Annotated in this window: 17 protein-coding genes and 1 tRNA gene; 15 read left to right on the forward strand and 3 right to left on the reverse strand. The window is 39.6% G+C overall.

The annotated features are described in order from the left end of the window. The first annotated feature begins 249 nt into the window (after nt 1-249). The 6 genes from dnaE to ABVM50_RS05600 all read left to right on the forward strand — a co-directional run bounded on the left by dnaE (nt 250) and on the right by ABVM50_RS05600 (nt 10,071). The gene (dnaE, locus tag ABVM50_RS05575) at nt 250-4,635 is read left to right on the forward strand and encodes a DNA polymerase III subunit alpha (RefSeq protein WP_405200332.1); all 4,386 of its coding nucleotides are present in this window, start codon (nt 250-252) and stop codon (nt 4,633-4,635) included. 206 nt (nt 4,636-4,841) lie between these two features. Continuing rightward, complete coding sequence (gene trxA / locus ABVM50_RS05580) at nt 4,842-5,159, forward strand: thioredoxin (RefSeq protein WP_026914648.1); 318 nt, start codon at nt 4,842-4,844, stop codon at nt 5,157-5,159. Between the two features lie 79 nt (nt 5,160-5,238). Then, a complete protein-coding gene (locus ABVM50_RS05585) occupies nt 5,239-6,168 on the forward strand; it encodes a DUF58 domain-containing protein (protein ID WP_405200334.1) in 930 nt (309 codons plus the stop codon). 86 nt (nt 6,169-6,254) lie between these two features. Next, a tRNA-Asp gene (locus ABVM50_RS05590) sits at nt 6,255-6,328 on the forward strand. A 266-nt stretch (nt 6,329-6,594) separates the two neighbouring features. Continuing rightward, the gene (locus ABVM50_RS05595) at nt 6,595-7,791 is read left to right on the forward strand and encodes a GAF domain-containing sensor histidine kinase (RefSeq protein ID WP_405200335.1); all 1,197 of its coding nucleotides are present in this window, start codon (nt 6,595-6,597) and stop codon (nt 7,789-7,791) included. 339 nt (nt 7,792-8,130) lie between these two features. Then, nucleotides 8,131-10,071, forward strand: coding sequence for a protein-disulfide reductase DsbD family protein (locus tag ABVM50_RS05600; protein ID WP_405200686.1), 1,941 nt, complete (start codon nt 8,131-8,133; stop codon nt 10,069-10,071). A 269-nt stretch (nt 10,072-10,340) separates the two neighbouring features. On the opposite strand, the gene ABVM50_RS05605 is transcribed toward ABVM50_RS05600, so the two are convergent. Continuing rightward, complete coding sequence (locus ABVM50_RS05605; RefSeq protein ID WP_405200336.1) at nt 10,341-10,577, reverse strand: hypothetical protein; 237 nt, start codon at nt 10,575-10,577, stop codon at nt 10,341-10,343. Between the two features lie 30 nt (nt 10,578-10,607). Next, nucleotides 10,608-11,339 carry an SDR family oxidoreductase gene (locus ABVM50_RS05610; RefSeq protein ID WP_405200337.1) on the reverse strand — a complete coding sequence of 244 codons (732 nt, stop codon included), beginning with the start codon at nt 11,337-11,339 and terminating at the stop codon, nt 10,608-10,610. A 132-nt stretch (nt 11,340-11,471) separates the two neighbouring features. Here ABVM50_RS05610 and ABVM50_RS05615 point away from each other — a divergent pair, with 132 nt between their 5' ends. The 8 genes from ABVM50_RS05615 (at nt 11,472) to ABVM50_RS05650 (ending at nt 22,179) form a co-directional block, all read left to right on the forward strand. Then, the gene (locus ABVM50_RS05615; RefSeq protein ID WP_405200338.1) at nt 11,472-12,482 is read left to right on the forward strand and encodes a hypothetical protein; all 1,011 of its coding nucleotides are present in this window, start codon (nt 11,472-11,474) and stop codon (nt 12,480-12,482) included. A gap of 150 nt (nt 12,483-12,632) precedes the next feature. Next, nucleotides 12,633-15,197, forward strand: coding sequence for a type I DNA topoisomerase (topA, locus tag ABVM50_RS05620; protein ID WP_405200687.1), 2,565 nt, complete (start codon nt 12,633-12,635; stop codon nt 15,195-15,197). 3 nt (nt 15,198-15,200) lie between these two features. Next, nucleotides 15,201-16,361, forward strand: a complete 1,161-nt coding sequence (locus tag ABVM50_RS05625; RefSeq protein WP_405200339.1) for a formimidoylglutamase — start codon at nt 15,201-15,203, stop codon at nt 16,359-16,361. 117 nt (nt 16,362-16,478) lie between these two features. Continuing rightward, nucleotides 16,479-17,843 (forward strand): gliding motility lipoprotein GldK, encoded by a 1,365-nt coding sequence (gene gldK, locus ABVM50_RS05630; RefSeq protein WP_405200340.1) that lies wholly within the window; start codon nt 16,479-16,481, stop codon nt 17,841-17,843. A gap of 55 nt (nt 17,844-17,898) precedes the next feature. Next, nucleotides 17,899-18,546, forward strand: a complete 648-nt coding sequence (gldL, locus tag ABVM50_RS05635; protein WP_141876657.1) for a gliding motility protein GldL — start codon at nt 17,899-17,901, stop codon at nt 18,544-18,546. 47 nt (nt 18,547-18,593) lie between these two features. Then, nucleotides 18,594-20,144 (forward strand): gliding motility protein GldM, encoded by a 1,551-nt coding sequence (gldM, locus tag ABVM50_RS05640; RefSeq protein WP_405200341.1) that lies wholly within the window; start codon nt 18,594-18,596, stop codon nt 20,142-20,144. Between the two features lie 12 nt (nt 20,145-20,156). Then, nucleotides 20,157-21,050, forward strand: coding sequence for a gliding motility protein GldN (gldN, locus tag ABVM50_RS05645; protein WP_405200342.1), 894 nt, complete (start codon nt 20,157-20,159; stop codon nt 21,048-21,050). A 58-nt stretch (nt 21,051-21,108) separates the two neighbouring features. Further along, nucleotides 21,109-22,179, forward strand: coding sequence for an NAD(P)/FAD-dependent oxidoreductase (locus tag ABVM50_RS05650; RefSeq protein ID WP_405200343.1), 1,071 nt, complete (start codon nt 21,109-21,111; stop codon nt 22,177-22,179). Here the strand turns inward: ABVM50_RS05650 and ABVM50_RS05655 are convergent. After that, complete coding sequence (locus ABVM50_RS05655; protein WP_405200344.1) at nt 22,176-22,556, reverse strand: DUF983 domain-containing protein; 381 nt, start codon at nt 22,554-22,556, stop codon at nt 22,176-22,178. The two genes, ABVM50_RS05650 and ABVM50_RS05655, sit on opposite strands and share 4 nt — an antisense overlap. Nucleotides 22,557-22,626: 70 nt before the next feature. Here ABVM50_RS05655 and ABVM50_RS05660 point away from each other — a divergent pair, with 70 nt between their 5' ends. Beyond that, nucleotides 22,627-24,543, forward strand: a complete 1,917-nt coding sequence (locus ABVM50_RS05660; protein ID WP_405200345.1) for an ATP-binding cassette domain-containing protein — start codon at nt 22,627-22,629, stop codon at nt 24,541-24,543. The last annotated feature ends 18 nt before the right edge of the window (nt 24,544-24,561 follow it).

Here is a 24,561-nt window from a genome sequence, read left to right on the forward strand (position 1 = left end):
TAACCAATCTGGTCTTATATTAAAATTAATGATGCGAACCATGTTTGATTGAAGTAGTAGTAGTTTTTTGTGTTCGTATCAGGCCTCACAGAATTTCTGAATTTTCAGGATTTTGTGAGGCTTTTTTTATGGTTAATAATTCCTTAAAACAAAGTTTTTTATCAGGCCTAAAGTTCATTAATTTAGCGCGGAAGGTTGGCAAAAACTAACCGCTTGAATATCTTCTTTTAAGGCTCTAAATACCAAGGAATGTACCTGATTTTTGACACTGAAACCACCGGTTTACCTAAGCGATGGGATGCCCCTTTAACCGATTCTGATAACTGGCCACGCTGTATACAGATCGCCTGGCAGTTGCATGATGAGATGGGTAATCTTATTGAAAATCAGGATTATCTTATACAACCTGAGGGTTTTGATATTCCCTATGATTCTGAAAGAATTCACGGTATATCTACAGATCTGGCCCGGGAACAGGGAATTTCTTTGGATGAGGTGCTGGAGAAGTTCAATATCGCCATTCAGAAATCTAAGTTTATCGTTGGCCAGAATGTTGGTTTTGACCTGAATATCATGGGGGCGGAATTCATCAGAAGAAACTTTGATAATTCCCTTCAGGAAATGCCAGTTCTGGATACCTGTACAGAGAAAACCGCAGCACTTTGTGAAATACCTGGAGGTCGTGGTGGTAAATTCAAATTACCTACTCTTACCGAGCTACATGAGTTTCTTTTTAATGAACCTTTTGCTGAAGTGCACAACGCTACTGCAGATGTTGAAGCTACTACCCGGTGTTTTTTAGAACTTATCAGGCAAAGAATTTATACGCTGGATGAGCTCGATGTTCCTGCAGGCTATTTCGAAAACTTTTCCGAAGAGAATCCGGCGAGTATAGAGCTTATAGGTCTAAAGCACATTAATTTAAAGAAAGCTTCAGATAGAATAAGAAAAAGGCTGGAAAAACAACAGCCTTCAGATGATATTTCGACTGAAGAAATTCAGGAGAATTTAGAGAAGCTGGATGAGATACGTTTCGCGCATCTTCATAATCATTCACAGTTTTCAGTTTTACAATCGACTATAAGTATACCTGATCTGGTGGCTGCAGCTGCTGAAGAGGATATGAGTGCGGTTGCGCTAACAGATCACGCGAACATGATGGGTGCCTTTCACTTCGTGAAGGAAGTGGGGTCTTATAACAAAGGTGTAGCAGATCATAATGCCTCGGCAGAAGAGAATGGAGAAGCGCTTAGAAAGCCATTGAAAGCCATATTAGGATGTGAATTCTTTGTTTGTGAGAATCATTTAGATAAGAGTAGAAAAGACAATGGTTATCAGGTCGTGATCCTTGCAAAGAATAAGAAGGGATACCATAACCTCGCAAAAATGTCTTCCAAGGCCTATACCGATGGTTTTTATTATGTACCTCGTATAGACAAAGAAGTAATTAAGGAATACAAAGAGGATCTGATCGTGCTAACCGGTAATCTATACGGTGAAGTTCCCAGTAAGATTCTGAATGTTGGTGAAAAACAGGCTGAGGAAGCTTTGTTATGGTGGAAACAAGAATTCGGAGATGATCTCTACATCGAATTGATGCGTCATGATCAGGATGATGAGAACAGGGTGAATCCCGTGCTTGTGGAATTTTCCAGAAAACACGAGGTAAAACTAATTGCTACCAATAATACCTATTACTGGAAACAGGAAGATGCCAATGCGCACGATATCTTGTTGTGTGTAAAGGATGGTGAAAAGCAAGCTACGCCTATTGGCCGCGGAAGAGGTTATCGTTATGGCTTACCAAATACCGAATACTACTTCAAGTCTGGAAATGAAATGAAGCGGCTTTTCAAGGATCTTCCAGATGCGATTAGTAATATCCAGGAAATTGTAGATAAAATTGAGCCTTTTGAATTGGCCAGAGACGTTTTACTTCCGGCATTTGAAATTCCTGAAGAATTTCAGAGCGAAGAGGATCTTGTAGATGGAGGGAAAAGAGGTGAAAACGCTTTTCTAAAGCATATTACTTTTGAAGGAGCTCGAAAGAGATATCCAGAGATCACTCCAGATATTGAAGAACGACTCAACTTTGAGCTTTCGGTAATTGAAAATACCGGTTATCCAGGTTACTTCCTTATTGTAGAAGATTTTATCAGGGCTGCTCGGGCTATGGGAGTTTCGGTTGGACCTGGACGTGGATCTGCCGCGGGATCTGTAGTAGCATATTGTTTATGGATCACCAATATCGATCCTATCAAGTATGATCTACTTTTTGAGAGATTCCTGAATCCTGATCGTGTGAGTATGCCCGATATTGATATCGATTTTGATGATGAAGGTCGAAGCCGGGTGATGGATTATGTGATCGAAAAATATGGTGCGAACCAGGTGGCGCAGATCATTACCTACGGAACTATGGCGGCAAAATCCTCCATACGGGATACCGCAAGGGTGCTGGATCTTCCCCTTATGGATTCAGACAGGATTGCGAAACTTATTCCAAATACCAAGCTGGGGAAACTATTTGCCATGGATGAAAAGACCATCCGTTCTAAGTTCCGTGGAGATGAAATTGAAAAAATCAATGAGCTTCTAAATATTGCTGAAGGGGATGATCTGGAAGCAGAAACAGTAAACCAGGCTAGAATCCTGGAAGGCTCAGTTAGAAATACAGGAATACACGCCTGCGGGGTGATCATTACTCCCGGTGATATTACCAATTATGTGCCAGTTTCTGTGGCTAAAGATTCAGATCTTTATGTTACCCAGTTTGATAACTCGGTCGTTGAAAGTGCCGGACTGCTAAAAATGGACTTTTTGGGTCTGAAGACCCTTACTTTGATCAAGGATACCGTGAAGATCGTAAAGGGAAGACATGATATAGACCTCGACCCGGATAGTTTTCCGCTTGATGATGAAGAAACCTACAAATTATTCCAGCGAGGAGAAACAGTTGGAATTTTCCAGTATGAATCACCGGGTATGCAAAAACACATGCAGGCCTTGAAACCAACGGTTTTTGATGACCTTATCGCCATGAACGCCTTGTACCGACCGGGACCTATGGAATATATTCCAAGTTTCATTGCAAGGAAGCACGGCGATGAAGAGATTTCCTATGACCTTCCAGAAATGGAAGAATACCTGGAGGAAACTTACGGAATCACAGTGTATCAGGAGCAGGTGATGCTGCTTTCGCAGAAGCTGGCAGGATTTAGTAAAGGTGAAGCCGATATGTTACGTAAAGCGATGGGTAAAAAACTTGTTGCTTTACTGGCGCAATTAAAGCCTAAATTCATAGATGGCGGGAATGCCAAAGGTCATCCAGCAGAGGTGTTGGAAAAGATCTGGAAAGACTGGGAAGCCTTCGCTTCATATGCTTTTAACAAGTCTCACTCTACCTGTTACGCATGGATCGCCTATCAAACCGCATATTTAAAAGCGCATTATCCTGCGGAATATATGGCAGCGGTACTTTCCAATAATATGAATGATATCAAACAGGTAACGTTCTTTATGGAAGAGTGCAAGAGAATGAAACTGAATGTTCTTGGACCCGATGTAAATGAATCCTATTATAAATTCTCTGTAAATAAGGAAAATGCAGTAAGATTTGGAATGGGTGCGATCAAAGGAGTTGGATCAGGTGCTGTAGCAACCATTGTTGAAAACAGGAAGTCTAAAGAAGGTCCCTACAGGTCTATTTTCGACATGGCTAAGAGGATAGATCTACGCTCTGCAAATAAAAAAGCTTTTGAGAACCTAGCCCTAGCCGGGGGATTCGATGGATTTGGCGGAACACATAGAGCGCAATATTTCCATGACGATGGGATTGGAATGAGTTTCCTGGAAAAGGTGGTGAAGTATGCACAGAAATTCCAGGAGAGTCAGAATTCCTCCCAGGTAAGTCTGTTTGGGGAAGCAAGTGATGTTCAGATTCCCGAGCCGGAAGTTCCACCTTGTAGTGAATGGGGAACTATGGAGAAGCTACGTAGAGAAAAGGAAGTGGTGGGAATTTATATTTCTGGACATCCGTTGGATGATTTTAGAATAGAAATGAGTTATTTCTGTAATGGTAAATTGTCAGATTGCCGGGAATTGGAAAGCATCGTAAATAGAGAACTCACTATTGGATGTGTAGTGGTCGATGTACAGCACAGGGTCTCCAAGAATGGGAAAGGCTGGGCTATCTTTACGGTAGAAGATTACGAGGAGTCTTACGAGTTCAAGATATTTGGAGAAGAATACCTGCGTATGAAACATTTCTTTGTTCCTAATAACTTTATTCATCTTAAGATCTTTGTGAAAGAAGGCTGGACTAATAAGGATACCGGGAAAAAAGGAGAACCAAGAATACAGTTTCGGGATATAAGTTTGTTACATGATATCATGGATAAGAATGCGAAGAAACTAACAATTCAGCTAAATGTTCAGGACCTGAAAGCTGAAAAGATCGATTGGTTAAACGACACATTTAATATGCATAAAGGCGAATGTCAACTACAATTCATAGTTTACGACATGGCAGAGCAGGTGAAACTAAAAATGCCCAGCCGGAAACGTAAAGTGCAAATTTCGCAGGAACTTATCGAGGAGCTGGAAAAGGAACAGTTTATATATAAGTTGAATTAGATTCGTAATTTGTGAATTGTTTGAGCCAGCGATAGAGGCAAGCTACCATGTAGCGCCGAAAGCGCGGTCACGCGACAAGCGTGAGGCTCCCTTATAAAACCAAACAATATACTTATAGTCAAATGCAATATAGAGGCTGTAAGGATTCTTTATATTATTGACTACTTTTACGAATCGAATGTTAAACAAATAAAATTAAAGATATTATGGCTATTGAAATAACCGACGCGAATTTCGAAGAACAAGTACTAAAGAGTGATAAACCGGTAATGGTGGACTTCTGGGCTGCATGGTGTGGACCTTGTAGAATGGTTGGGCCAATCATTGACGAGATAAGCTCTGAATATGATGGAAAAGCAGTTGTTGGTAAGCTTGATGTAGATGCAAACCAGGAATTTGCAGCAAAATATGGTGTTCGTAACATCCCAACTGTTCTTGTATTTCAAAACGGTGAAGTTGTAGGTCGCCAGGTAGGTGTTGCTCCAAAGCAGACTTATGCTGATGCTATCGACCAGTTGTTGTAATAAACAATGATCAATATATTCAAGCCTCGCAATAGCGGGGCTTTTTTTATTGAAAAAAACTACCTAATTTCAGTTTGAAATGAAAATAGAGAAGGAGCTGCACAAAACCGGAGGTTTTTTAAATCTCGACCTTTTGGCCAAACAAGTGGTTGAAGGTTATATATCGGGGATGCATAAAAGTCCGTTCCATGGTTTTTCAGCAGAGTTTGCTGAACATAAGATCTATAATAACGGGGAAAGTACCCGGCATATAGACTGGAAGTTGTTTGCGAAGTCTGAGAAACTATATACGCGGCGATATGAAGAGGAAACAAACCTGCGTTGTCATCTTATAATCGACAACTCTGCTTCCATGCATTATCCTAAGATCGAAAAACAGGACAGGCAGCACTTGAATAAGATTGGATTCTCTGTACTTGCTTCAGCCTGTCTTATGGAGATTCTGAAAAAACAGCGAGATGCTGTTGGTGTGAGTATTTACAGCGACGAATTTGAATTCTATGCTCCGGAAAGATCTGGGGAGCGACATCATCATATGTTGTTAGACAAGTTTGATGAGGTTCTAAGATCTGATAAGGTTAGAAGTTCTACCGATACCTATACTTATTTACATCAAATTGCGGAGAAGCTGAAGCGTAGAAGTCTTGTTTTTCTATTTACAGATATGTTTCAGGAAGATACCGATGAGGAGAAGCTGTTCGAAGCTCTAAGGCATTTAAAATACAACAGGCATGAGATCGTTCTTTTCCATGTGATGGATCAAAAAAAGGAACTCGAATTCGATTTTGAGAACAGTCCGCGTAGATTTACCGATGTAGAAACGGGTGCGGAAATAGATCTTTATTCTGAAAATATTAGAAATACCTACCGCGAAGCGGTTAAAAAGTACCTCGAAAACTTAAAATCACAATGTGCCAAGTACCGGATTACCTATGTGGCTGCAGATATCAATAAAAATTTTGAAAATATTCTGACGACCTATTTGCTTGAGAAACAAAAGTTTGGATAGGACTCGAAATATTATTTTCAAAAAACTTAAAAAAACGTTTGCTCAATCTAAAAAGGGACGTATATTTGCCCTCGCAATAACGCAACGGTCTGGTAGTTCAGTTGGTTAGAATACCTGCCTGTCACGCAGGGGGTCGCGAGTTCGAGTCTCGTCCAGACCGCAAAGTTGCAAAAAAGCTCCTCTATACGGGGGGCTTTTTTTGGCGCTAAAGATTAGTTGTGTTGTTTTTGTTCCCTGAGAGGGGAATGTGTAGTTAACCGCCCTATAATCCTTGTTGTGTGGATTTGCGGTTAACCAATGAAAAGCTTTTTTCCACTTGGTGGGAGAAGGCTTTTTTGTTTAAGGAGTGTTCGTACTTCATCTTGTTTAGTAATTCTAATTATTTGTCTGTAAGATTCATCTATCTTTGCAGCCGAAAATCTGGCTATGAGAATAACGAAAGCAGAGAGTCTTCAGAAGGAATACCTCAGGATAAAAAAATTAAGTGAGTTCGATCTTGATCTTTATGAGCTAAGAGAGCAATTCAAAAGCTTGATGGAACTGGCCGGACATATCGCCGGAACTGAAGTTTCTGTTGTAAACCTTATAGATAACTATTCGCAATGGACACTCTCAGCCGTTGAAGACGAACCTAAGCGTATTGCAAAAGAAAACTCTATTTGTGCCTACACCATAAGATCTAACAGTTTCATGGAGGTGCAGAGGCTGGATTTGGATGACAGGTTTAAGGATAAGGCCTACGTTATAGGAGAGGAAGCTTACCGCTATTACCTGGGAATGCCTCTTACGTTAAGTTCAGGTGAGAATGTAGGTTCGTTATGTATGCTCGACACCCAGCAGCAGGATATAGGATTAGATAAAAAAAAGGCACTGGCTGTGATAGCTCAGGAAATTGTGTACAAGCTGGAACATAGAAAGAAGTTGAACGAAACTTTGTATACACTTTCAGAAACCGTTCGAATCAAGAACCAGGTCGCGCATGATGTAAGAGGACCGGTTCATGGAATCGCGGGTCTTGCCGAATCTGTGGAAGAAGAAGATCTTTCCGCAGATGAAATGAGGGAATACTTTTCTCTCATAAAAAATTCAGGATATAGCATCATTGAATTGACCGATGAAATTTTAAATAGCGGTAGGGATAATGAAGTGCAATCGAGCAGGAGAATTAATATGGCAGATCTCCAGGAGCGGTTGATCCAGCTTTATGAATTACCGGCGAAATCCAAGAATCTTAGTTTTAATGTGCTTGTTAATCGTGACAAAGATCAGCTTAAGTTTAGTAGGAGACGTGTTCTCTCTATTTTTGGCAACCTGATTTCCAACTCAATCAAGTTCACTCCCTCTGGAGGAAGTATAGAGGTGCATATGGATATTATAAATACAGAAATTGGGAAACAACTAGATGTGCTTGTGCAGGACAACGGCGTTGGAATGAGCAGTGCGGCGCTGGAGAACTATTTCGAAGATGTTTCAGAATTATCTTTGGGAACTGCCGGGGAGAAAGGCTTCGGACTAGGTTTGAAACTGGTCAACGAACTGGTGCATGAACTTGGAGGTACTATGAAAATTTCTTCAGAAATGGATAAGGGCACAAAAACAAGTATTCTGATCCCTATAAATTAGCTAAGTGACTTACAGCGTCCCTATGATTGCTGTACTAGATATTATTTTTAAATAGTTCACTTCTTACTAATTGTATCCTTTGGTTTTAGCAATAATTTCAAACTGCAAATATTTTTAAATGAGTGGTTAGTGCTGGCTAATTTTTACGACTCAGTAAATTGTTCAGCATAGAAAGAGATGGTTATTTTGATCATTAAGAATGCTGATTTTCCACAGGCTTAATCAGGTTAAATTCCTTATTTTTGAAGCCGTTCAAATTCAATTAAAGGCGCAGTTTATATGCATATTTCTTTAGGACATTTTAAAAAAGGTCTTTTTCTATTCTGTTTGTTATTTACCATGGGCGCGACCGCTCAAATCCAGGATCCGGTTAAATGGACTTCTAAAGTTGAAAAAGTTTCAGAGAACGAATATGATCTCATATTTGAAGCCAGCATTCAGAATAAATGGCATTTATACTCCCAAACTCAGCCTGAAGGAGCCGTAAACTCTACAGTGTTCACCTTCGAAGATCAAAATGCTACGTATGAACTAATAGTGGAAACAAAAGAGAGTGAGTCTATTACTGAATTTGACAAGGTATTTGAGACGGATCTAAGTTATTTTTTGGACCAAGCAACATTTACCCAGCGTGTACGAGTTACCGACACCACATTATCCACTATAATTGCCAAGATCGAATACCAGGCATGCGATGATGAAGCCTGTATATTTGATTCGAAAAAATTTACTTTTCAGTTAAAGGAAGATACTACTCCGGCAAAGCTAGACCTTGAGGAAACAGACAATCTTGATACTGAAGAAAAGCGTTCTTTCTGGGGAATCTTTATTATTGCATTTCTATCAGGGTTCGCAGCCTTGCTAACACCTTGTGTTTTCCCAATGATTCCCATGACGGTAAGCTTTTTCACAAAGCAGTCGAAATCACGTGCAGCGGGAATCAGGAATGCTATTTTTTACGGAATTTCGATCGTTGTTATCTATGTGCTTCTAGGCTCATTGGTCACCCTGATCTTTGGAGCTGATAGTCTGAATGCTTTATCCACCAATGTGTGGTTCAATCTCATATTCTTTATACTTTTAGTAGTTTTCGCAATGTCCTTTATGGGGGCTTTTGAGATCGTATTGCCAAGTAGCTGGGGAACGAGGATCGATTCTAAAGCAGACAGAGGTGGGCTGGTTGGAATATTTTTTATGGCGCTGGCCTTAGCGATCGTTTCATTCTCATGTACCGGACCAATTGTGGGAACTTTACTGGTGGAAGCGGCTTCGAAAGGAGGTATTGCACCAATTATCGGAATGCTTGGATTTTCACTGGCAATCGCCCTTCCATTTGCATTGTTCGCGGCCTTCCCGGGTTGGATGAACAGCTTACCAAAATCTGGTGGCTGGTTAAATACGGTCAAGGTAGTTTTAGGATTTCTGGAGCTGGCACTGGCATTTAAATTTCTTTCGAATGCAGATCTGGTCTTGCAATTACATTTCCTTGAAAGAGAGGTTTTCCTGGCGATCTGGATAGCGATCTTTGCTGTTCTTGCCCTGTATCTCTTCGGAAAAATACGTTTACCGCACGATTCTCCTCTCGAATTTATATCTGTGGGAAGATTATTATTAGGAATTATAGTTCTCACATTTACCATTTATCTGATCCCTGGCTTATGGGGAGCACCTTTGAAGATTATTAGTGGTTTTCCTCCGCCATTACAATACAGTGAATCACCGGATGGTATAGGAAGTGCCGGAGGACTGAATTCGAATGTTAACTCCAGCCTTCCTGAAGGAGCCGATTATGGGCCTCATGATCTGGTTAGCTTTCATGATTATGAACAGGGAATGGCTTATGCAGAACAGCAGAATCTACCAGTGTTGCTGGATTTTACAGGGCATGCCTGTGTAAATTGTAGAAAGATGGAAGAAAGAGTATGGAGTGAAGATGAAGTGTTAAATTTACTTCAGAACGATATCGTCTTGATCTCACTTTACGTAGATGATCAGCGAGATCTTCCTGAGAATGAACAATATATATCTGAAGCTACGGGTAAGGAAATTGAAACTATTGGGAATAAATGGAGTGATTTCCAGATCACAAACTATAAAGCAAATGCACAACCATATTATGTTTTGCTTGATAATGACGGAAATAAATTAAATGATCCCATTGCTTACGAACCAGATGCTGAGAAATATTTGCAGTGGTTACAGAACGGGGTAGATAATTTCAACTATGATGAGAAGTCAGTGGATAATTTGAATGAGAACTCTTCATCTATTTTTCAGTAAGCGGTAGTTTCGCTCAATGTTTTTAAAGATGTATTTAAAAATATCTAATTAACTCTTCATTCTTATTGAACCTATTTATGTTTTCTAAGCCTGAACTGAATCTATTTTCTTCCGAAGTGAGATAAACACGCTTATTTTACAATGACTGAAAACAAAGTTTTTTAGAGCACTAAATAGCAAAATTCCAGTACTCAATTTTTTGTTCATTAAATTGAATACTGAAATTTCTAAAATTGATCTGCATATAGTCCAGCAAATGTGGATTAAACCTAGTTTTCTTCTACAGTTTTACGATCCCACCCTCTGTCTACACCTAATTGCTTTTGTTCTTCTATACTTTCTTTTCGAAGGTTATGAAGTGTATACGCCAAGTAACCGGCATAGAGAACAGAAAATACTCCTATTCCCAATTTCCCACCTTTTATTGCTGCTTTCTTACCAGATTTATAAATGATTCCTCTAACTAAAAATTTAGTTCCTAATTTCATTATATGTCCAATACCCATAATTTCTATTTTAATTGATTTTTATTAATTCTATGCTTTTCCGGTTGGTTTTACTAAAAGCTCATTCACATTTACAGAAGCTGGTTGTGAAACCGCGTAATATACTGCATCTGCAATGCTCGCAGGATCCAACATGGGTTCATCACCTCCGTAATCCTTATCTTCCAGTAATTCAGTATCTGTAATTCCATCTCTTAAGTTGGTGTCTACTGTGCCTGGTTCGACCGCAGTAACCCGAATATTAAATTCCGGAGATAATTCCATTCTCATTGCCTTACTGAGTTCGATGATCGCAGCTTTAGAGGCTCCATAGATGGCACCACCGGCAAAAATTTCCTTTCCATCCACACTGGCGATATTAATAATATGACCATCCTCCTGTTTTTTCATGAGTGGTAGAACAGAGTAAATACATCTAAGTGTACCCTGAACATTCAATTCTATAGTAGACAACCATTCATCCAGATGTCGGTTCTTTAAGTAGGTGAGAGGCATAATCCCAGCAGAATTAACCAGAATGTCTATTCGGCCATATTTTTCATCAACTTTGCCGAATGCTTTGGTAACACTTTCTGTGCTGGTGACATCTAGCTCCACAACCAAAGATTCGCCTGGAAGTTCCTGCTGAATTTTCTCCATTTCAGGAACACTTCTGCTCGCCAGCACTACAGTGAAATTTTCATTAGATAATTTTATCGCGATCGCTTTGCCAATTCCGCTACTGGCTCCCGTGATAACTGCTACTCGATCCTTTTCCTTCATCATTTTCATTTTAAGTAAGATGTCTATTTACAAGCGTTTTCTGCGTTAAAATAGATTCAAATAACACTTATTTAACGAATTCGGACTTTCCCGAAATAAGATTCATTCTATCTTCGTAGAAATTTTCAGGATTTGACGAAGCATCTTTACCTATTATTTATTTCGATTTTTCTATTTACAGCATGTAGCAGTGATGATGATGGCAACCAGAGCGTGCAGACCTCGGCAACCGCATGGGTACTGGCTACGAACCATAATGGGGAAGTCAGGAAGTATGATATCAATAATGCCACTTCCAGCACTTTCAAGCTAAATTCTTCAGATGCTGAAGGGATTTATTACAATCCTGCGGATAATGGTTTTACCATCGTATCCAGAATTCCTGGCAGACTGGAATCTTACCATAATATAACTGACTATGCTAATAGTGTCGAGGTTGAACTTGATGCCGATATTCTCGGGAATATTCATTATCAGAGTGGGAGAGATCTCGCCGTTCAGGGTGATATATATGTGGTTTCAGATAATACAGATCTGGATCTTGATGAAACTACGCCAGAAGGTCGACTGTTCATCTATGTAAGGGAAGAAAACTCTTTTAAACTTCGGAATGTTGTAACTACGAAATTCAAGCTTTGGGGTCTGGAGTTTATAGGTAACGATCTTTATGCAGCGGTGGATGAAACCAACAAAATTGCTGTGTACAGGGATTTTGCAGCGACTTATACTACTAATGTTCTGGCGACCGCGAATAAGCAGGTGGCATTTCAGGGGTTGCTTCGAACTCACGGTCTGGATTTCGAAAATGGGATCATGGTGCTTTCAGATATTGGGGAAGCTGAATCTGCAACAGATGGTGGATTACATATTATTCAGAATTTTGAAGAAAAATTTAATGCTGCTCAAAATGGTTTTGTGGCTCTTGAGGAGCAATTCCGGATCTCTGGAGATAATACATTGCTGGGTAATCCTGTGAATGTTGTGTACAACAGCGCTTATAATGTCATATTTGTTGCTGAAGCTGCAAATAATGGGGGTAAGATCCTTGCTTTCAACGATGCGACTTCAGTTTCAGGAAATATTTCACCAGACCTGAAATATGATATGCCAGGTGTTTCTTCTGTATTTTTCCACACAGAATAATCTTTGCTGAAGATCCCTTCAGAAAAAAAATAAGTATTTCGATTGCCCTTTATCGCCGGTGGTTTCCGCCAGCTTGCTGTCCGTTTTAATTGAAGTTTGATGGCAGATAAAAAAATTGATATACTTTTGCAACTACAAACCAACAGATTTATGGCTAAGAATTTAGTGATTGTTGAGTCTCCTGCTAAGGCTAAAACAATTGAAAAGTTTCTGGGAAGCGATTATAAAGTCGCCTCCAGTTTTGGGCATATCGCCGATTTGCCTACTAAAGAGATAGGGGTTGATACCGAAGGAGATTTTACACCTAAATATATTGTATCCAAAGACAAAAAGGATGTTGTAAAAAAGCTCAAGAGTCTTGCTAAAACTGCTGAAATGGTATGGTTAGCAAGTGATGAGGATCGAGAGGGAGAGGCCATTGCCTGGCACCTTGCAGAGGAACTTAAGCTGGAAGACGATAAAACTAAGAGGATTGTATTTCATGAGATCACCAAGTCGGCGATCCTGAAGGCGATCGATAATCCCAGAAAGATAGATTATAACCTGGTGAACGCTCAACAGGCTCGAAGAGTTCTGGACAGGCTTGTAGGTTATGAACTTTCACCAGTACTCTGGAGGAAAGTGAAAGGTGGACTTTCGGCTGGTCGAGTACAATCTGTAGCAGTAAGATTGATCGTAGAGCGTGAAAGAGAAATTCAGGATTTTACCGCTCAGGCATCTTATAGAATTGATGCTGAATTTTCTACGGAAGAAGGAAAGTCCTTTAAGGCTAAGATTCCGAAGAACTTTGATACAAAAGAAGAGGCAGAACAATTTCTGAAGAATAATCTAGGTGCAAGTTTTAAGGTTTCAGATCTTACTACAAAACCAGCAAAGAAAACTCCTGCGCCTCCATTTACAACATCAACATTGCAACAGGAGGCTGCAAGAAAGTTATATTTTTCAGTAAGTAAGACCATGACCATGGCGCAGCGTTTATACGAAGCCGGTCATATTACTTATATGAGAACCGACTCTGTAAACCTTTCCGAAGAAGCCAGAAAAGGAGCCAAAGAAGAAATTGAAAAGGCTTACGGAGATAAGTACGCCAAGGCAAGACAGTTTAAGGGTAAATCCAAGGGGGCACAGGAAGCTCACGAAGCGATTCGTCCTACAAGCTTTAAAAAACATACAATTTCCGGGGATCGTGATCAGCAAAGATTATATGAGCTGATCTGGAAAAGAGCGATCGCATCACAAATGAGCGATGCTCAGTTGGAGAGAACCAATGTGAAGATTGAGGCAGATAAGCACGATAATCAATTTTCAGCCAATGGAGAGGTTTCGAAATTCGACGGATTCCTGAAAGTTTACCTGGAAGGTAGCGATGATGAGGATGAAGAACAAAGCGGAATGTTACCGGCTTTAAAGGTTTCGCAAGCTTTAAACAACGAATATATCACTGCAACCGAAAGATTTACCAGACCTCCTTATCGCTATACGGAAGCTTCGCTGGTTAAAAAACTGGAAGAACTTGGGATTGGTAGACCTTCTACGTATGCACCAACGATTTCAACCGTTCAGTCCAGGAATTATATTGAAAAAGGTTCTGTGGATGGAACTGAAAGAGAATATTTACAATTCACTCTGAAGGATCAAATGGTTAAGGAAGAGAAATTATCCGAAACCGTAGGTAGTGATAAAGGAAAACTTGTTCCTACTGCAACCGGGATGGTCGTAAATGACTTTTTAGTGAATCATTTTTCCAATATTCTGGATTATAATTTCACCGCTAGAGTAGAAGAGAGTTTTGATAATATTGCTGAAGGAAATGAAGAGTGGAAGTCCATGATGAAGAACTTTTACAAAGATTTCCATCCTCATGTTCAGGATGTTGCACAAAATGCAGAAAGAGAAGTTGGGGAAAGAATTCTGGGTGAAGACCCTGAAAGCGGTAAACCTGTGAGTGTACGCTTAGGTAAATTTGGACCAATGGTGCAGATTGGAAGTGTGGAAGATGAGGAAAAGCCTCGTTTCGCCAGTTTGAGCCCAGACCAGAGCATGGAAACCCTAACATATGAGCAGGCAATGGACCTGTTTCAATTACCAAAAACACTTGGAGAATATAAAGGCGAAAGTGTAGAGGTGAATAATGGGCGATATGGCCCTTATGTACGCTTCGGTAAAACTTTTGTATCTCTTGAAAAAGGGGAAGATCCTTTAAATGTCGAGTTTGACAGAGCTATGGAGCTTATCAAGGAGAAGGAAAAGGCAGATGCTCCTATCTACGAATACAAAGACCATCCGGTTCAAAAAGGAGTAGGTAGATTCGGACCCTATTTAAAGTGGAATGGAATGTTCATTAATGTGAACAAGAAGTATGACTTTGATAATCTTTCAGATAAAGATATCGAACAATTGATCGATGATAAGATTCAGAAGGAAAAAGATAAGTTGATCCACCACTGGGAAGATGAAGGAATTCGCGTGGAAAAAGCTCGTTGGGGTAGATTTAATGTCATTAAGGGTAAAGCGAAGGTTGAGCTGCCTAAAACTACCAATGCTCAGGAATTGACCCTGGAAGAGGTGCAGGATATTCTGGAGAAAAGCGGTAAGACCAAGAAAAAGGCTGTTAAGAAAATGCCGGCCAAAAAGAAAGCTGCGACCAAGAAGACGACTGCTAAAAAAACCACGGCCAAAAAGACTACTAAAAAGACATCACCCAAAAAGAAATAATATATGGAGTTCGATTTTCTTAGTCCTGTATCAGAAAACTTACTGGATGAGATCACTCACTTGAATGCACAAACCATTGGTGCGCAATTAAAACTCCATACATCTGAACATGGTTTACCAGACCTTGATAAGGTGAATGTAGCGATATTCGGAGTAAGAGAGAGTCGCCGGGCTGTTAGAGAAGATTCAACACCCGATTTTGAGAGTTTACGAAGCCAGTTATATAGTTTATATCCTGGAAACTGGAGGTTGAACCTGGCAGATCTGGGAGACATTCATTCAGGAGATTCAGTTGAAGATACGTATTATGCAGTTTCGAACCTGTGTGCAGATCTAATTAAACAGGATATAATTCCTGTGATTTTAGGTGGAAGTCAGGATCTCATTTATGCGCAGTATCGTGCATATGATCATCTTGATCAAATGGTGAATCTGGTAAATATCGATAGCAAATTTGATCTTGGTGATGCAGATAAACCTATTAGTAATCAGTCGTTTGTAGGAAAAATCGTCGTAGATAAGCCATATAATTTATTTAATTATTCTACGATTGGTTATCAAACCTATTTTAACTCTCAAGAGGAAATAGAATTGATGGAGCGTTTGTTCTTTGAAGCCTATAGACTGGGAGAAGTTACCTCGAATATTGGTCATATGGAGCCTGTTATGCGAAATGCAAATCTTGTGGGTCTGGATATAAGGTCTATAGACTCAGCATCTGCAAATTCAGATTACTTCAGTAGTCCGAATGGTTTTAATGGGAGGGAAATTTGTGCCTTATCACGATATGCTGGTATTAGTGATAAAGTAAGTTCATTTGGTGTTTATGAATATCAGAATGAGATGAATAAACTCACTGATACACTGGTTGCACAGATCATCTGGTATTTCATTGAAGGGGTAAATTACCGCACAAATGAGAATACAATTTCGGCCAAAAAGGATTTTATTAAATATCAGGTGCCAATAGATGATGATGTCCTGGTATTTTTTAAAAGTCCTGTAAGTGGGCGCTGGTGGATCGAAATTCCTTTTTTGAATTCGGTCAATAATAAATTAAAAAGACATACGTTATTACCTTGCAGTGAAGAAGATTATCTGGAGGCTTGCAACCAGGTGATCCCTGAACGGTGGTATAAGGCCAAAAGAAAAAACGAAGTATAAAATATAAAAGTCAGGCATTATCGGTAATTGCTGTATTTTTATCGGAAATATTGTTTTTTAGAAAATATTTAGATAGGTTTACTGCCTTAAATCAAAATGTCTTAACCTAAGATAATTATGAAGAAGTATATTTCGCTCATTGCTGTTCTGGCCTTGCTTTCAAGCTGTGGCGGAGGCGATCGTGGACAGCTAGTAGGTGCGGAGGGAAAGAAGTGGAATCCGGAGAAACCTTATGGTATGACATTAATTCCTGGTGGTTCGTTCGTCATGGGTAAATCTGATGATGATATAGCCGGACAAAAGAATGCACCTCCAAAAACAGTTACTGTTCGTTCATTTTATATGGATGAGACAGAGATCACTAACTCAGAATATCGTCAATTTGTTGATTGGGTGAAGGATTCAGTAGTTAGAGTAGAACTTGCTAAAATGGCAGAGTTACAGGGAGCTACTTCCGGAGATAATGGAATTGGTGAGTTTGCTTTTGCAGACGCTGAAGAGGGTGATATGACTCCTTACGAAGAGTACATGTTGAACACCTATGGTCAGGGTGGTCCTTCCGAAGATTACTCAAATAGAAGACTGAATAAAGATGTTGACATTTACTGGGATACTGAAGATTACCCGGATGTCTATTACGCTGAAGTAATGGACTCCATGTATATACCAATGGATGAAGTTTACAATGGCCAGAGAACAATCGATGTAAAAAAATTAAAATTCCAGTATTCTTATATGGACATTCAGTCTGCTGCTAAAAAGCAGGGTGACCGTAGTAGCTATATTAAGAATGAACAAGTTTCCGTTTATCCGGATACTACAGTTTGGATTAGAGACTTTAATTACTCATACAATGAGCCTATGCATAATGATTATTTCTGGCATAGTGCATTCGATGATTATCCAGTTGTAGGTGTTTCCTGGAAGCAGGCAAGAGCATTTACTCAATGGAGAACAAAATATCATAATGACTTCCGAAGAGAGAAAGGAGATGCTAATGTGCCTTCTTACAGACTCCCAACTGAAGGTGAGTGGGAATATGCTGCTCGTGGAGGTCTGGAAGGTGGAACTTACCCATGGGGTGGTCCTTACACGCTGAACGACCGAGGCTGCTTTATGGCTAACTTTAAGCCTCTTCGAGGTGATTATGCGGCAGATCAGGCGCTTTATACAGTAGAAGCCAAGTCTTACGATCCTAATGATTATGGATTATACAATATGGCTGGTAACGTAGGAGAATGGGTAGACTCAAGTTATGATCCAGGTTCTTACGAATATATGTCTACTATGAACCCGACCGTGAACAATCCACAGGATATGCGGAAAGTAGTGAGAGGTGGTTCGTGGAAAGATGTGGCTTACTTCTTACAGGTGAGCTCAAGGGATTACGAATATATGGATTCAGCAAGAAGCTACATCGGCTTTAGAACTGTTCAGGATTATCTTGGAACAGATGTTACGCTGAATCAATCTAGTAGATAATAATTAGAAACTTAACCTATCAATAAACCAATAAAAAAAATTAAAGCTTAAAGTTATGGCAAAATCAAGAGGAGCAAAACGGGTGACCAATATGGTATATGGTCTTGGTGCATCTGTAGTTATATTAGGGGCGCTATTTAAAATTATGCACTGGCCGGGTGGTAATGAAATGCTTATTGCCGGTCTAATCGTGGAAGCACTGGTATTTGCCTATTCAGCTTTCGAGCCAATTGATGATGATCTTGACTGGTCATTAGTTTATCCTGAGCTAGCTGGAGGTACAGGGGCAAGAAGAGATGCTGTTGTAGTTGAGCAGAAAGAAGCTGAAGCATCTTTATCTAAGAAACTTGACTCGATGTTAAAAGAAGCAAAATTGGATGCAGATCTAATGTCTTCTTTAGGAAATAGTATTAGAAATTTTGAAGGAGCTGCTAAAGGAATTGCCCCAACAGTTGACTCGATGGCTTCTCAAAAGAAATACAGTGAAGAATTAACTGTAGCTGCTGCTCAAATGGAAACATTGAACAGTATCTATAAAGTACAGGTTGAATCTGCTTCTAAACAGGCAGAGGTTAATCAGGCTGTTGCGGAAAACGCTGGTAAACTTAAAGCACAAATGGATTCGTTGGCAAATAATATGGCTTCTCTAAACAATGTTTACGGAGGAATGCTAACAGCTATGAATGGAAAACCAAGAGTCTAATTGAATATTCAATTAACCTATTTATTAATTAAAATATCTAATTAGACATGGCATCCGGAAAACAATCGCCAAGGCAGAAGATGATTAACCTAATGTATCTGGTTTTCATCGCTATGATGGCACTAAATATGTCCAAAGAGGTTCTTACCGCTTTTGGAATGATGAATGAAAAATTGAGTACGGCAAACGCTACTGCAGAGAACCGAAATGCCGCTTATATGGCCGGTCTTGCTGAGAAAGTAGATGAGCAACCTGCGAAGTACAAATCAATTAAAGAGAACGCAGATAAGATCGACCAGTTATCAACGCAACTTAACGATTACATTGAAGGCGTAAAAAATAACCTTACTGCCGATATGGAAAAGGAAGATAACGGTAAGTGGAATTATGAGGAAATGGACAAGGCTGATCAACTTGACGAAATGTTTTTCCAGAGTGGAAGAGTTTCTCCTACCGGTCAGGAATTTGTAGACCAGATCGATAACTATCGTGAACAGGTTTCCGCAATCCTTGAAAATAAATACCCTCAACTTGCTGCAAATGTAAGAAGAGAGTTCGCTACGGAAGAAGTTACAGATGGTGACGGTGTTACTAAACCATGGTTAGATTATAACTACCAGGGTTTTCCTTTGATCGCTTCATTAACTAAAATGACTCAGATTCAAGCGGATGTAAAGAGTACAGAAAGTGAGATCTTGTCTCAAATGTTATCTGGACAATTACAGAGCGATGTTTCTTTAAGTAATTACCAGGCCATCGTAATTCCAGACAAACCTGCATTTTTTAGCGGTGAGGAATTTAGCGGTAAAGTAGTTCTAGGACGTTTTGATAATACTTTGCAATTCGAGAAGGTAACAATTAATGGAAAGCAAGTTGAAAACACTCAGGCTGGACAGGTTGTACTGAAATTTCCTGCAGGAAATGTAGGTGAGCAAAAAATTACAGGTGAGCTTCAGTATCTAGAAAATGACTCTTTAAAGAGTATTGAGATATCAGATTCTTATAATGTGATTCCATTACCTAATTCAGCAGTGATTTCTGCAGATAAAATGAATGTGGTATATCGTGGAGTTCAGAACCCAATGACGATTTCCATTCCTGGTGTAAGCAGCGTTAGCGCAAATGCTCCAGGTCTTAGAGCTTCTGGCGGCGCTGGAAGTTATATAATGGATGTTACTACTTTACAGGCCAGAGAAGTTACTATTAGCGTAAGCGGTGAACTTCCAGGCGGTAAGACTGTTTCAGATAGAAAGACTTTTAGAGTGAAAGATATTCCTCGACCAGTTGGTACGATTCGTGGAGAAGATGGATCTGTATCTATGCAGAGAAATTCTTTAGAAATCGCCACAATTGGAGCTAATCTTCCAGATTTCGATTTCGATTTAAATCTAAATGTTACAGGATTTAAATTTAAAGTACCTGGACAGCCTACTATCAACGTAAGTGGTAGTCGACTTGATGACAGAGCTAAAGCCGCTTTGAGAAGAGCTGGTAGAGGTGAATCTGTTCAGATTTATGATATTAATGCTTCCCTGCAGGGGAACTCAAGTTATAAGCTTAAGAAAGTTGCGCCAGTCGTAATCGAGCTTACAAACTAAAAATTGAAGACAATGAGCTTGAAAGAAATTTTTGTTTATGGATTTGTGATGATGATAGGTGCTTCTTCTTTCGGTCAGGCAAACATCCTGAATGCGAATAAACCTGAAGATATCGGGAAGAAATCGCAAGCTCAGGCTATGGTAGATCAGGAGGACAAACCTTTAGAGTACGGATACGTGGGAGACCGTGATATTTTATGGTCTAAAGGTACCTGGGAAATTATCGATCTTGATGAAAGAGTGAACTTCCCAATGTACTATCCAATAGATACCAATAATATTGGTTCTAGCAGAAGGTCATTGTACGATGTGCTTACTTCAGCTATTAAGCAAGGTAAGATTCAGAATGTTTACGCCGATTCATACTTTACTGAAAAACGTACTTTAAAAGATATCAGCGCTACTATTTCCAAAGTTGATACGACAGATCTTGGTATCGAACAGTACAATGCGGGGGAAGAAGTAGATGCTCAGTTCATTGATCGTCGTGATCTTGGAGCTGCAGATATTGTAGAATATCACATTCGTGGAATCTGGTATTTTGATAAGCGTCTCGCGGAATTAAAGTATAGAATTCTGGGGATTGCTCCGGTAGCACCAGATGTTAACTTTATAGATTCAGGACAAACAGACCTTGTTGAGTTATTCTGGGTATGGTATCCAGATGCACGTGAAGTTCTTCACGATGCTCAGGTATTCACCGGAGAAAACACGGCACAGACTATTACGTTTGATCACTTGCTGAACGCCAGGCGTTTTGATGGTGTGATCTACAAAGAAGATAATGTACAGGGTGACCGTGAGATCGATGAGTATATCGCAGATAACGCATTTATGCAACTGCTGGAATCTCAAAGAATCAAGGAGCAGATTCGAAACTTTGAACAGGATATGTGGAGTTACTAACATCACTTTATAATACTGAAAAGCGCTCTTCTTAGAGCGCTTTTTTTATTTTAAACTCATGGTAAATAAAAAGGTAGATTTTATAATAGTAGGGGCCGGGCTTGCCGGACTGGCCATTAGTCGAGAACTACATTCAAGAGGTCAGAGCTTTATTACTATTGATAACAGCTCGCAAACCTCCTCGTACGTTGCGGGAGGTATCTTCAATCCAGTTATCTTAAAGCGATTTACTCCCGCATGGAAAGCTAAAGAACAAATGGAAATTGCTATTCCTTTTTATTCCGAATTGGAACAGGAACTACAGAAAAAGTTTATACATCACTGGGATATCTATAGGAGATTTTATTCAATAGAGGAACAAAATGACTGGTTCGTAGCTGCAGACAAACCCTTGTTGGCACCTTTTCTGGATCAGAAGTTAGTAAAGAATTCTAATCCTTCAGTAAAGACAGACTATGGATTTGGACGCGTTATGCATACCGGAAACATCGATACTGAAGTTATGCTGGAGGCTTATCGAGATCAGCTTCAGAAGAAGCAGCAATTGAAAGCTGAAAAATTTGACTATGATCTTGTTGAAGTGGAGAGTAATAGCATAATGTACAAAGATATACATGCTAAGCATATTATTTTCTGCGAAGGATTTGGAGTAATAAAGAATCCGTTTTTCAATTATTTTCCTTTACATGGGAATAAGGGTGAATACATCATCATCAAATCACCGGAACTAAAGCTTGATTTTGCAATTAAAGCTTCAGTTTTTATAATGCCAATGGGGAATGACCTATATAAGGTAGGGGCGACTTATAATAATCACGATAAAACTCCAGAACCAACTTCAGAAGCTAGAGAGCAACTGGAAGCTTCGTTAAAACAGGTCATTAATGTAAATTATCAGGTGGTGGACCAGGTGGCAGGCATACGTCCTACTTCGGGAGATAGACGTCCTGTAGTTGGAAAACACCCTGAATTTGATACTATGTATTGCTTCAACGGTTTTGGTAGTCGGGGTGTTCTAATAGCCCCTTATCTCGCGCCAAAATTGGCTGATCATATACTTGAGGATTCTACTCTAGAAAAAGAAATTGATATTGCGAGGTTTCAGAAAAGATATTTTAAAAGATCCTAGGCCTTACCTGCATTCTTCTTATAACTGAAAAAGAGGTTTATCCAGATATTACGTGACAACCTCATGATCACAGGCATAAACACAATAAGGGTACCAACAATTGCAAAAAAGGAAGCTAAGAGGCTAGCACTTAGAAATACGTACGCAATCACAAAAGCTGCCACTGCAAAGGCGATTCCTAAACCGTAGCTTACATACATAGCCCCGTAAAAGAATGAAGGCTCTATTTTGTACTTCGTGCCACAATTACTACAACGTTCGTGCATTTCGTAAACCCGGTTGAGTTTATAGGGGTTTTGCTCTTTATACATGCTTTCTTCCTGACACACAGGACAGGTGCCGGTGACAATACTATAAACTTTAGTTCCTTTAAGCATGTTGATCGTTTTTTTTGCAATTCAAATTTAAGCATCTTTGCACGAATTCTAAAGTTACAATAGTTACAAAATGCTCAATATTCATAATTTATCAGTATCGTTCCAGGGTGAATATCTCTTTAAAGAAGTAAGTTTTAGACTGGGTGCAGGAGATCGGGTAGGTCTTATTGGAAAGAACGGGGCTGGAAAATCCACCATGTTAAAGATCATTTCCGGAGAGCAGGAATATGATACCGGGCAGATCGCTAAGGATAAAGAACTTAGAATTGGTTTTTTAAAGCAGGATCTGGAATTTGAACAGGGGAGAACTGTGATCGATGAAGCTCACCAGGCATTTGCAGAAATTAAGCAGCTGGAGGCGAAAATGGAGCATATCAATGAACAACTTGCTACCAGAACAGATTACGAAAGTGATTCCTATAGTCAATTGATCGAAGATCTAAGTGAGGTCACTCACCAATATGAGATCATTGGTGGATATAATTATGAAGGTGAAACTGAAAAAGTATTGCAGGGACTTGGGTTCCAGCGCGAAGATTTTGAGAAACTAACCCAGACTTTTTCCGGTGGATGGAGAATGCGGATTGAACTCGCTAAACTTCTTCTACAGAGTAATGATATTTTGCTACTGGATGAGCCTACGAACCACCTCGATATCGAAAGTATCATCTGGCTTGAAAGTTTTTTAAATAATTATACCGGTTGTGTGATGCTGGTATCTCACGATAAAATGTTTCTAAATAATGTGACCAATAGAAGTATCGAAATTTCTTTAGGACACATCTATGATTACCGAAAGCCTTATTCTGAATTTATAGAATTCAGAAAAGAACTACGGGAGCAGCAACTTGCAGCTCAGAAGAATCAGCAGAAGGAAATCGAGAATACAGAAAAACTGATCGATAAATTTAGAGCTAAAGCCAGTAAGGCTTCCATGGCTCAATCACTTATAAAAAGGCTTGATAAAATAGATCGTATTGAAGTTGATGAAGATGACAATTCAGTAATGAGCGTAAATTTCCCTGTTTCGGTAACACCGGGGAAGGTTGTTATTGAGGCAGAAGATCTTCAGAAATTTTATGGAGAGAAGCAGGTTCTTAAGGATGTGGAATTACTTATTGAAAGGCAAAGTAAGATCGCATTTGTGGGTCAGAATGGACAGGGGAAAACAACACTGGCTAAGATCATCATTGGTGAGATACCACATGACGGAACTCTAAAACTTGGTCACAATGTACAACTTGGATATTTCGCCCAGAACCAGGCTGAATATCTTGATGGTGAAAAGACCGTGTTGGGGACTATGGAAGATGCTTCCAATGAAACGAACCGCACGAAAGTAAGAGATATGCTGGGTGCATTTCTTTTTAGAGGAGATGAAGTTGAAAAGAAAGTGAAAGTGCTTTCCGGTGGAGAAAGAAACAGGCTGGCCTTGTGTAAAATGTTACTGGAACCATTCAATGTTCTGGTAATGGATGAACCTACGAATCACTTAGATATAAAATCCAAAAACGTATTGAAGGATGCCTTGAAGAATTTCGAAGGTACCCTGATCATCGTTTCTCACGACAGGGACTTTTTGCAAGGACTTACAAGTAGAGTTTACGAATTTCGTGATCATAAGATTCGAGAGTATCTTGGAGATCTGGATTACTACCTGGATCAACGAAAAATGCAGGATATGAGAGCTGTGGAGAAGTCGGATAAAGGCAGAAAGAACAAGCAGGATAAAACTAAGAATAAACAATCTTCTTTTGAAGATCAGAAAGAGGCTAAAAGGCTTAAGAACCAATTGAGCAAAGTAGAAGCAAAGATCACAAAGCTTGAAAAAGATATTAAGTCTAAAGATAAGGAGCTGGCTCAAAATTATGAGAAAACGATCACCAGATCAGATTTTTTAAATAAGTACAACGAATCAAAAAAGAAGCTGGAGAATTTGATGAAGGAATGGGAAGCAATTCAATTCAGCCTGGAAGAAATCAGCTAATTCAGTTATTTAATTAAA

Origin of the sequence: Christiangramia sp. LLG6405-1, from assembly GCF_045055805.1 — a bacterium.
Lineage (GTDB): Bacteria > Bacteroidota > Bacteroidia > Flavobacteriales > Flavobacteriaceae > Christiangramia.

Excerpts from the sequence above, each read along its gene's own strand:
- dnaE (WP_405200332.1), top strand. The coding sequence starts at position 250 with ATGTACCTGATTTTTGACACTGAAACCACCGGTTTACCTAAGCGATGG.
- trxA (WP_026914648.1), top strand. The coding sequence starts at position 4,842 with ATGGCTATTGAAATAACCGACGCGAATTTCGAAGAACAAGTACTAAAG.
- ABVM50_RS05585 (WP_405200334.1), top strand. The coding sequence starts at position 5,239 with ATGAAAATAGAGAAGGAGCTGCACAAAACCGGAGGTTTTTTAAATCTC.
- ABVM50_RS05595 (WP_405200335.1), top strand. The coding sequence starts at position 6,595 with ATGAGAATAACGAAAGCAGAGAGTCTTCAGAAGGAATACCTCAGGATA.
- ABVM50_RS05600 (WP_405200686.1), top strand. The coding sequence starts at position 8,131 with ATGGGCGCGACCGCTCAAATCCAGGATCCGGTTAAATGGACTTCTAAA.
- ABVM50_RS05605 (WP_405200336.1), bottom strand. The coding sequence starts at position 10,577 with ATGGGTATTGGACATATAATGAAATTAGGAACTAAATTTTTAGTTAGA.
- ABVM50_RS05610 (WP_405200337.1), bottom strand. The coding sequence starts at position 11,339 with ATGAAGGAAAAGGATCGAGTAGCAGTTATCACGGGAGCCAGTAGCGGA.
- topA (WP_405200687.1), top strand. The coding sequence starts at position 12,633 with ATGGCTAAGAATTTAGTGATTGTTGAGTCTCCTGCTAAGGCTAAAACA.
- ABVM50_RS05625 (WP_405200339.1), top strand. The coding sequence starts at position 15,201 with ATGGAGTTCGATTTTCTTAGTCCTGTATCAGAAAACTTACTGGATGAG.
- gldK (WP_405200340.1), top strand. The coding sequence starts at position 16,479 with ATGAAGAAGTATATTTCGCTCATTGCTGTTCTGGCCTTGCTTTCAAGC.
- gldL (WP_141876657.1), top strand. The coding sequence starts at position 17,899 with ATGGCAAAATCAAGAGGAGCAAAACGGGTGACCAATATGGTATATGGT.
- gldM (WP_405200341.1), top strand. The coding sequence starts at position 18,594 with ATGGCATCCGGAAAACAATCGCCAAGGCAGAAGATGATTAACCTAATG.
- gldN (WP_405200342.1), top strand. The coding sequence starts at position 20,157 with ATGAGCTTGAAAGAAATTTTTGTTTATGGATTTGTGATGATGATAGGT.
- ABVM50_RS05650 (WP_405200343.1), top strand. The coding sequence starts at position 21,109 with ATGGTAAATAAAAAGGTAGATTTTATAATAGTAGGGGCCGGGCTTGCC.
- ABVM50_RS05655 (WP_405200344.1), bottom strand. The coding sequence starts at position 22,556 with ATGCTTAAAGGAACTAAAGTTTATAGTATTGTCACCGGCACCTGTCCT.
- ABVM50_RS05660 (WP_405200345.1), top strand. The coding sequence starts at position 22,627 with ATGCTCAATATTCATAATTTATCAGTATCGTTCCAGGGTGAATATCTC.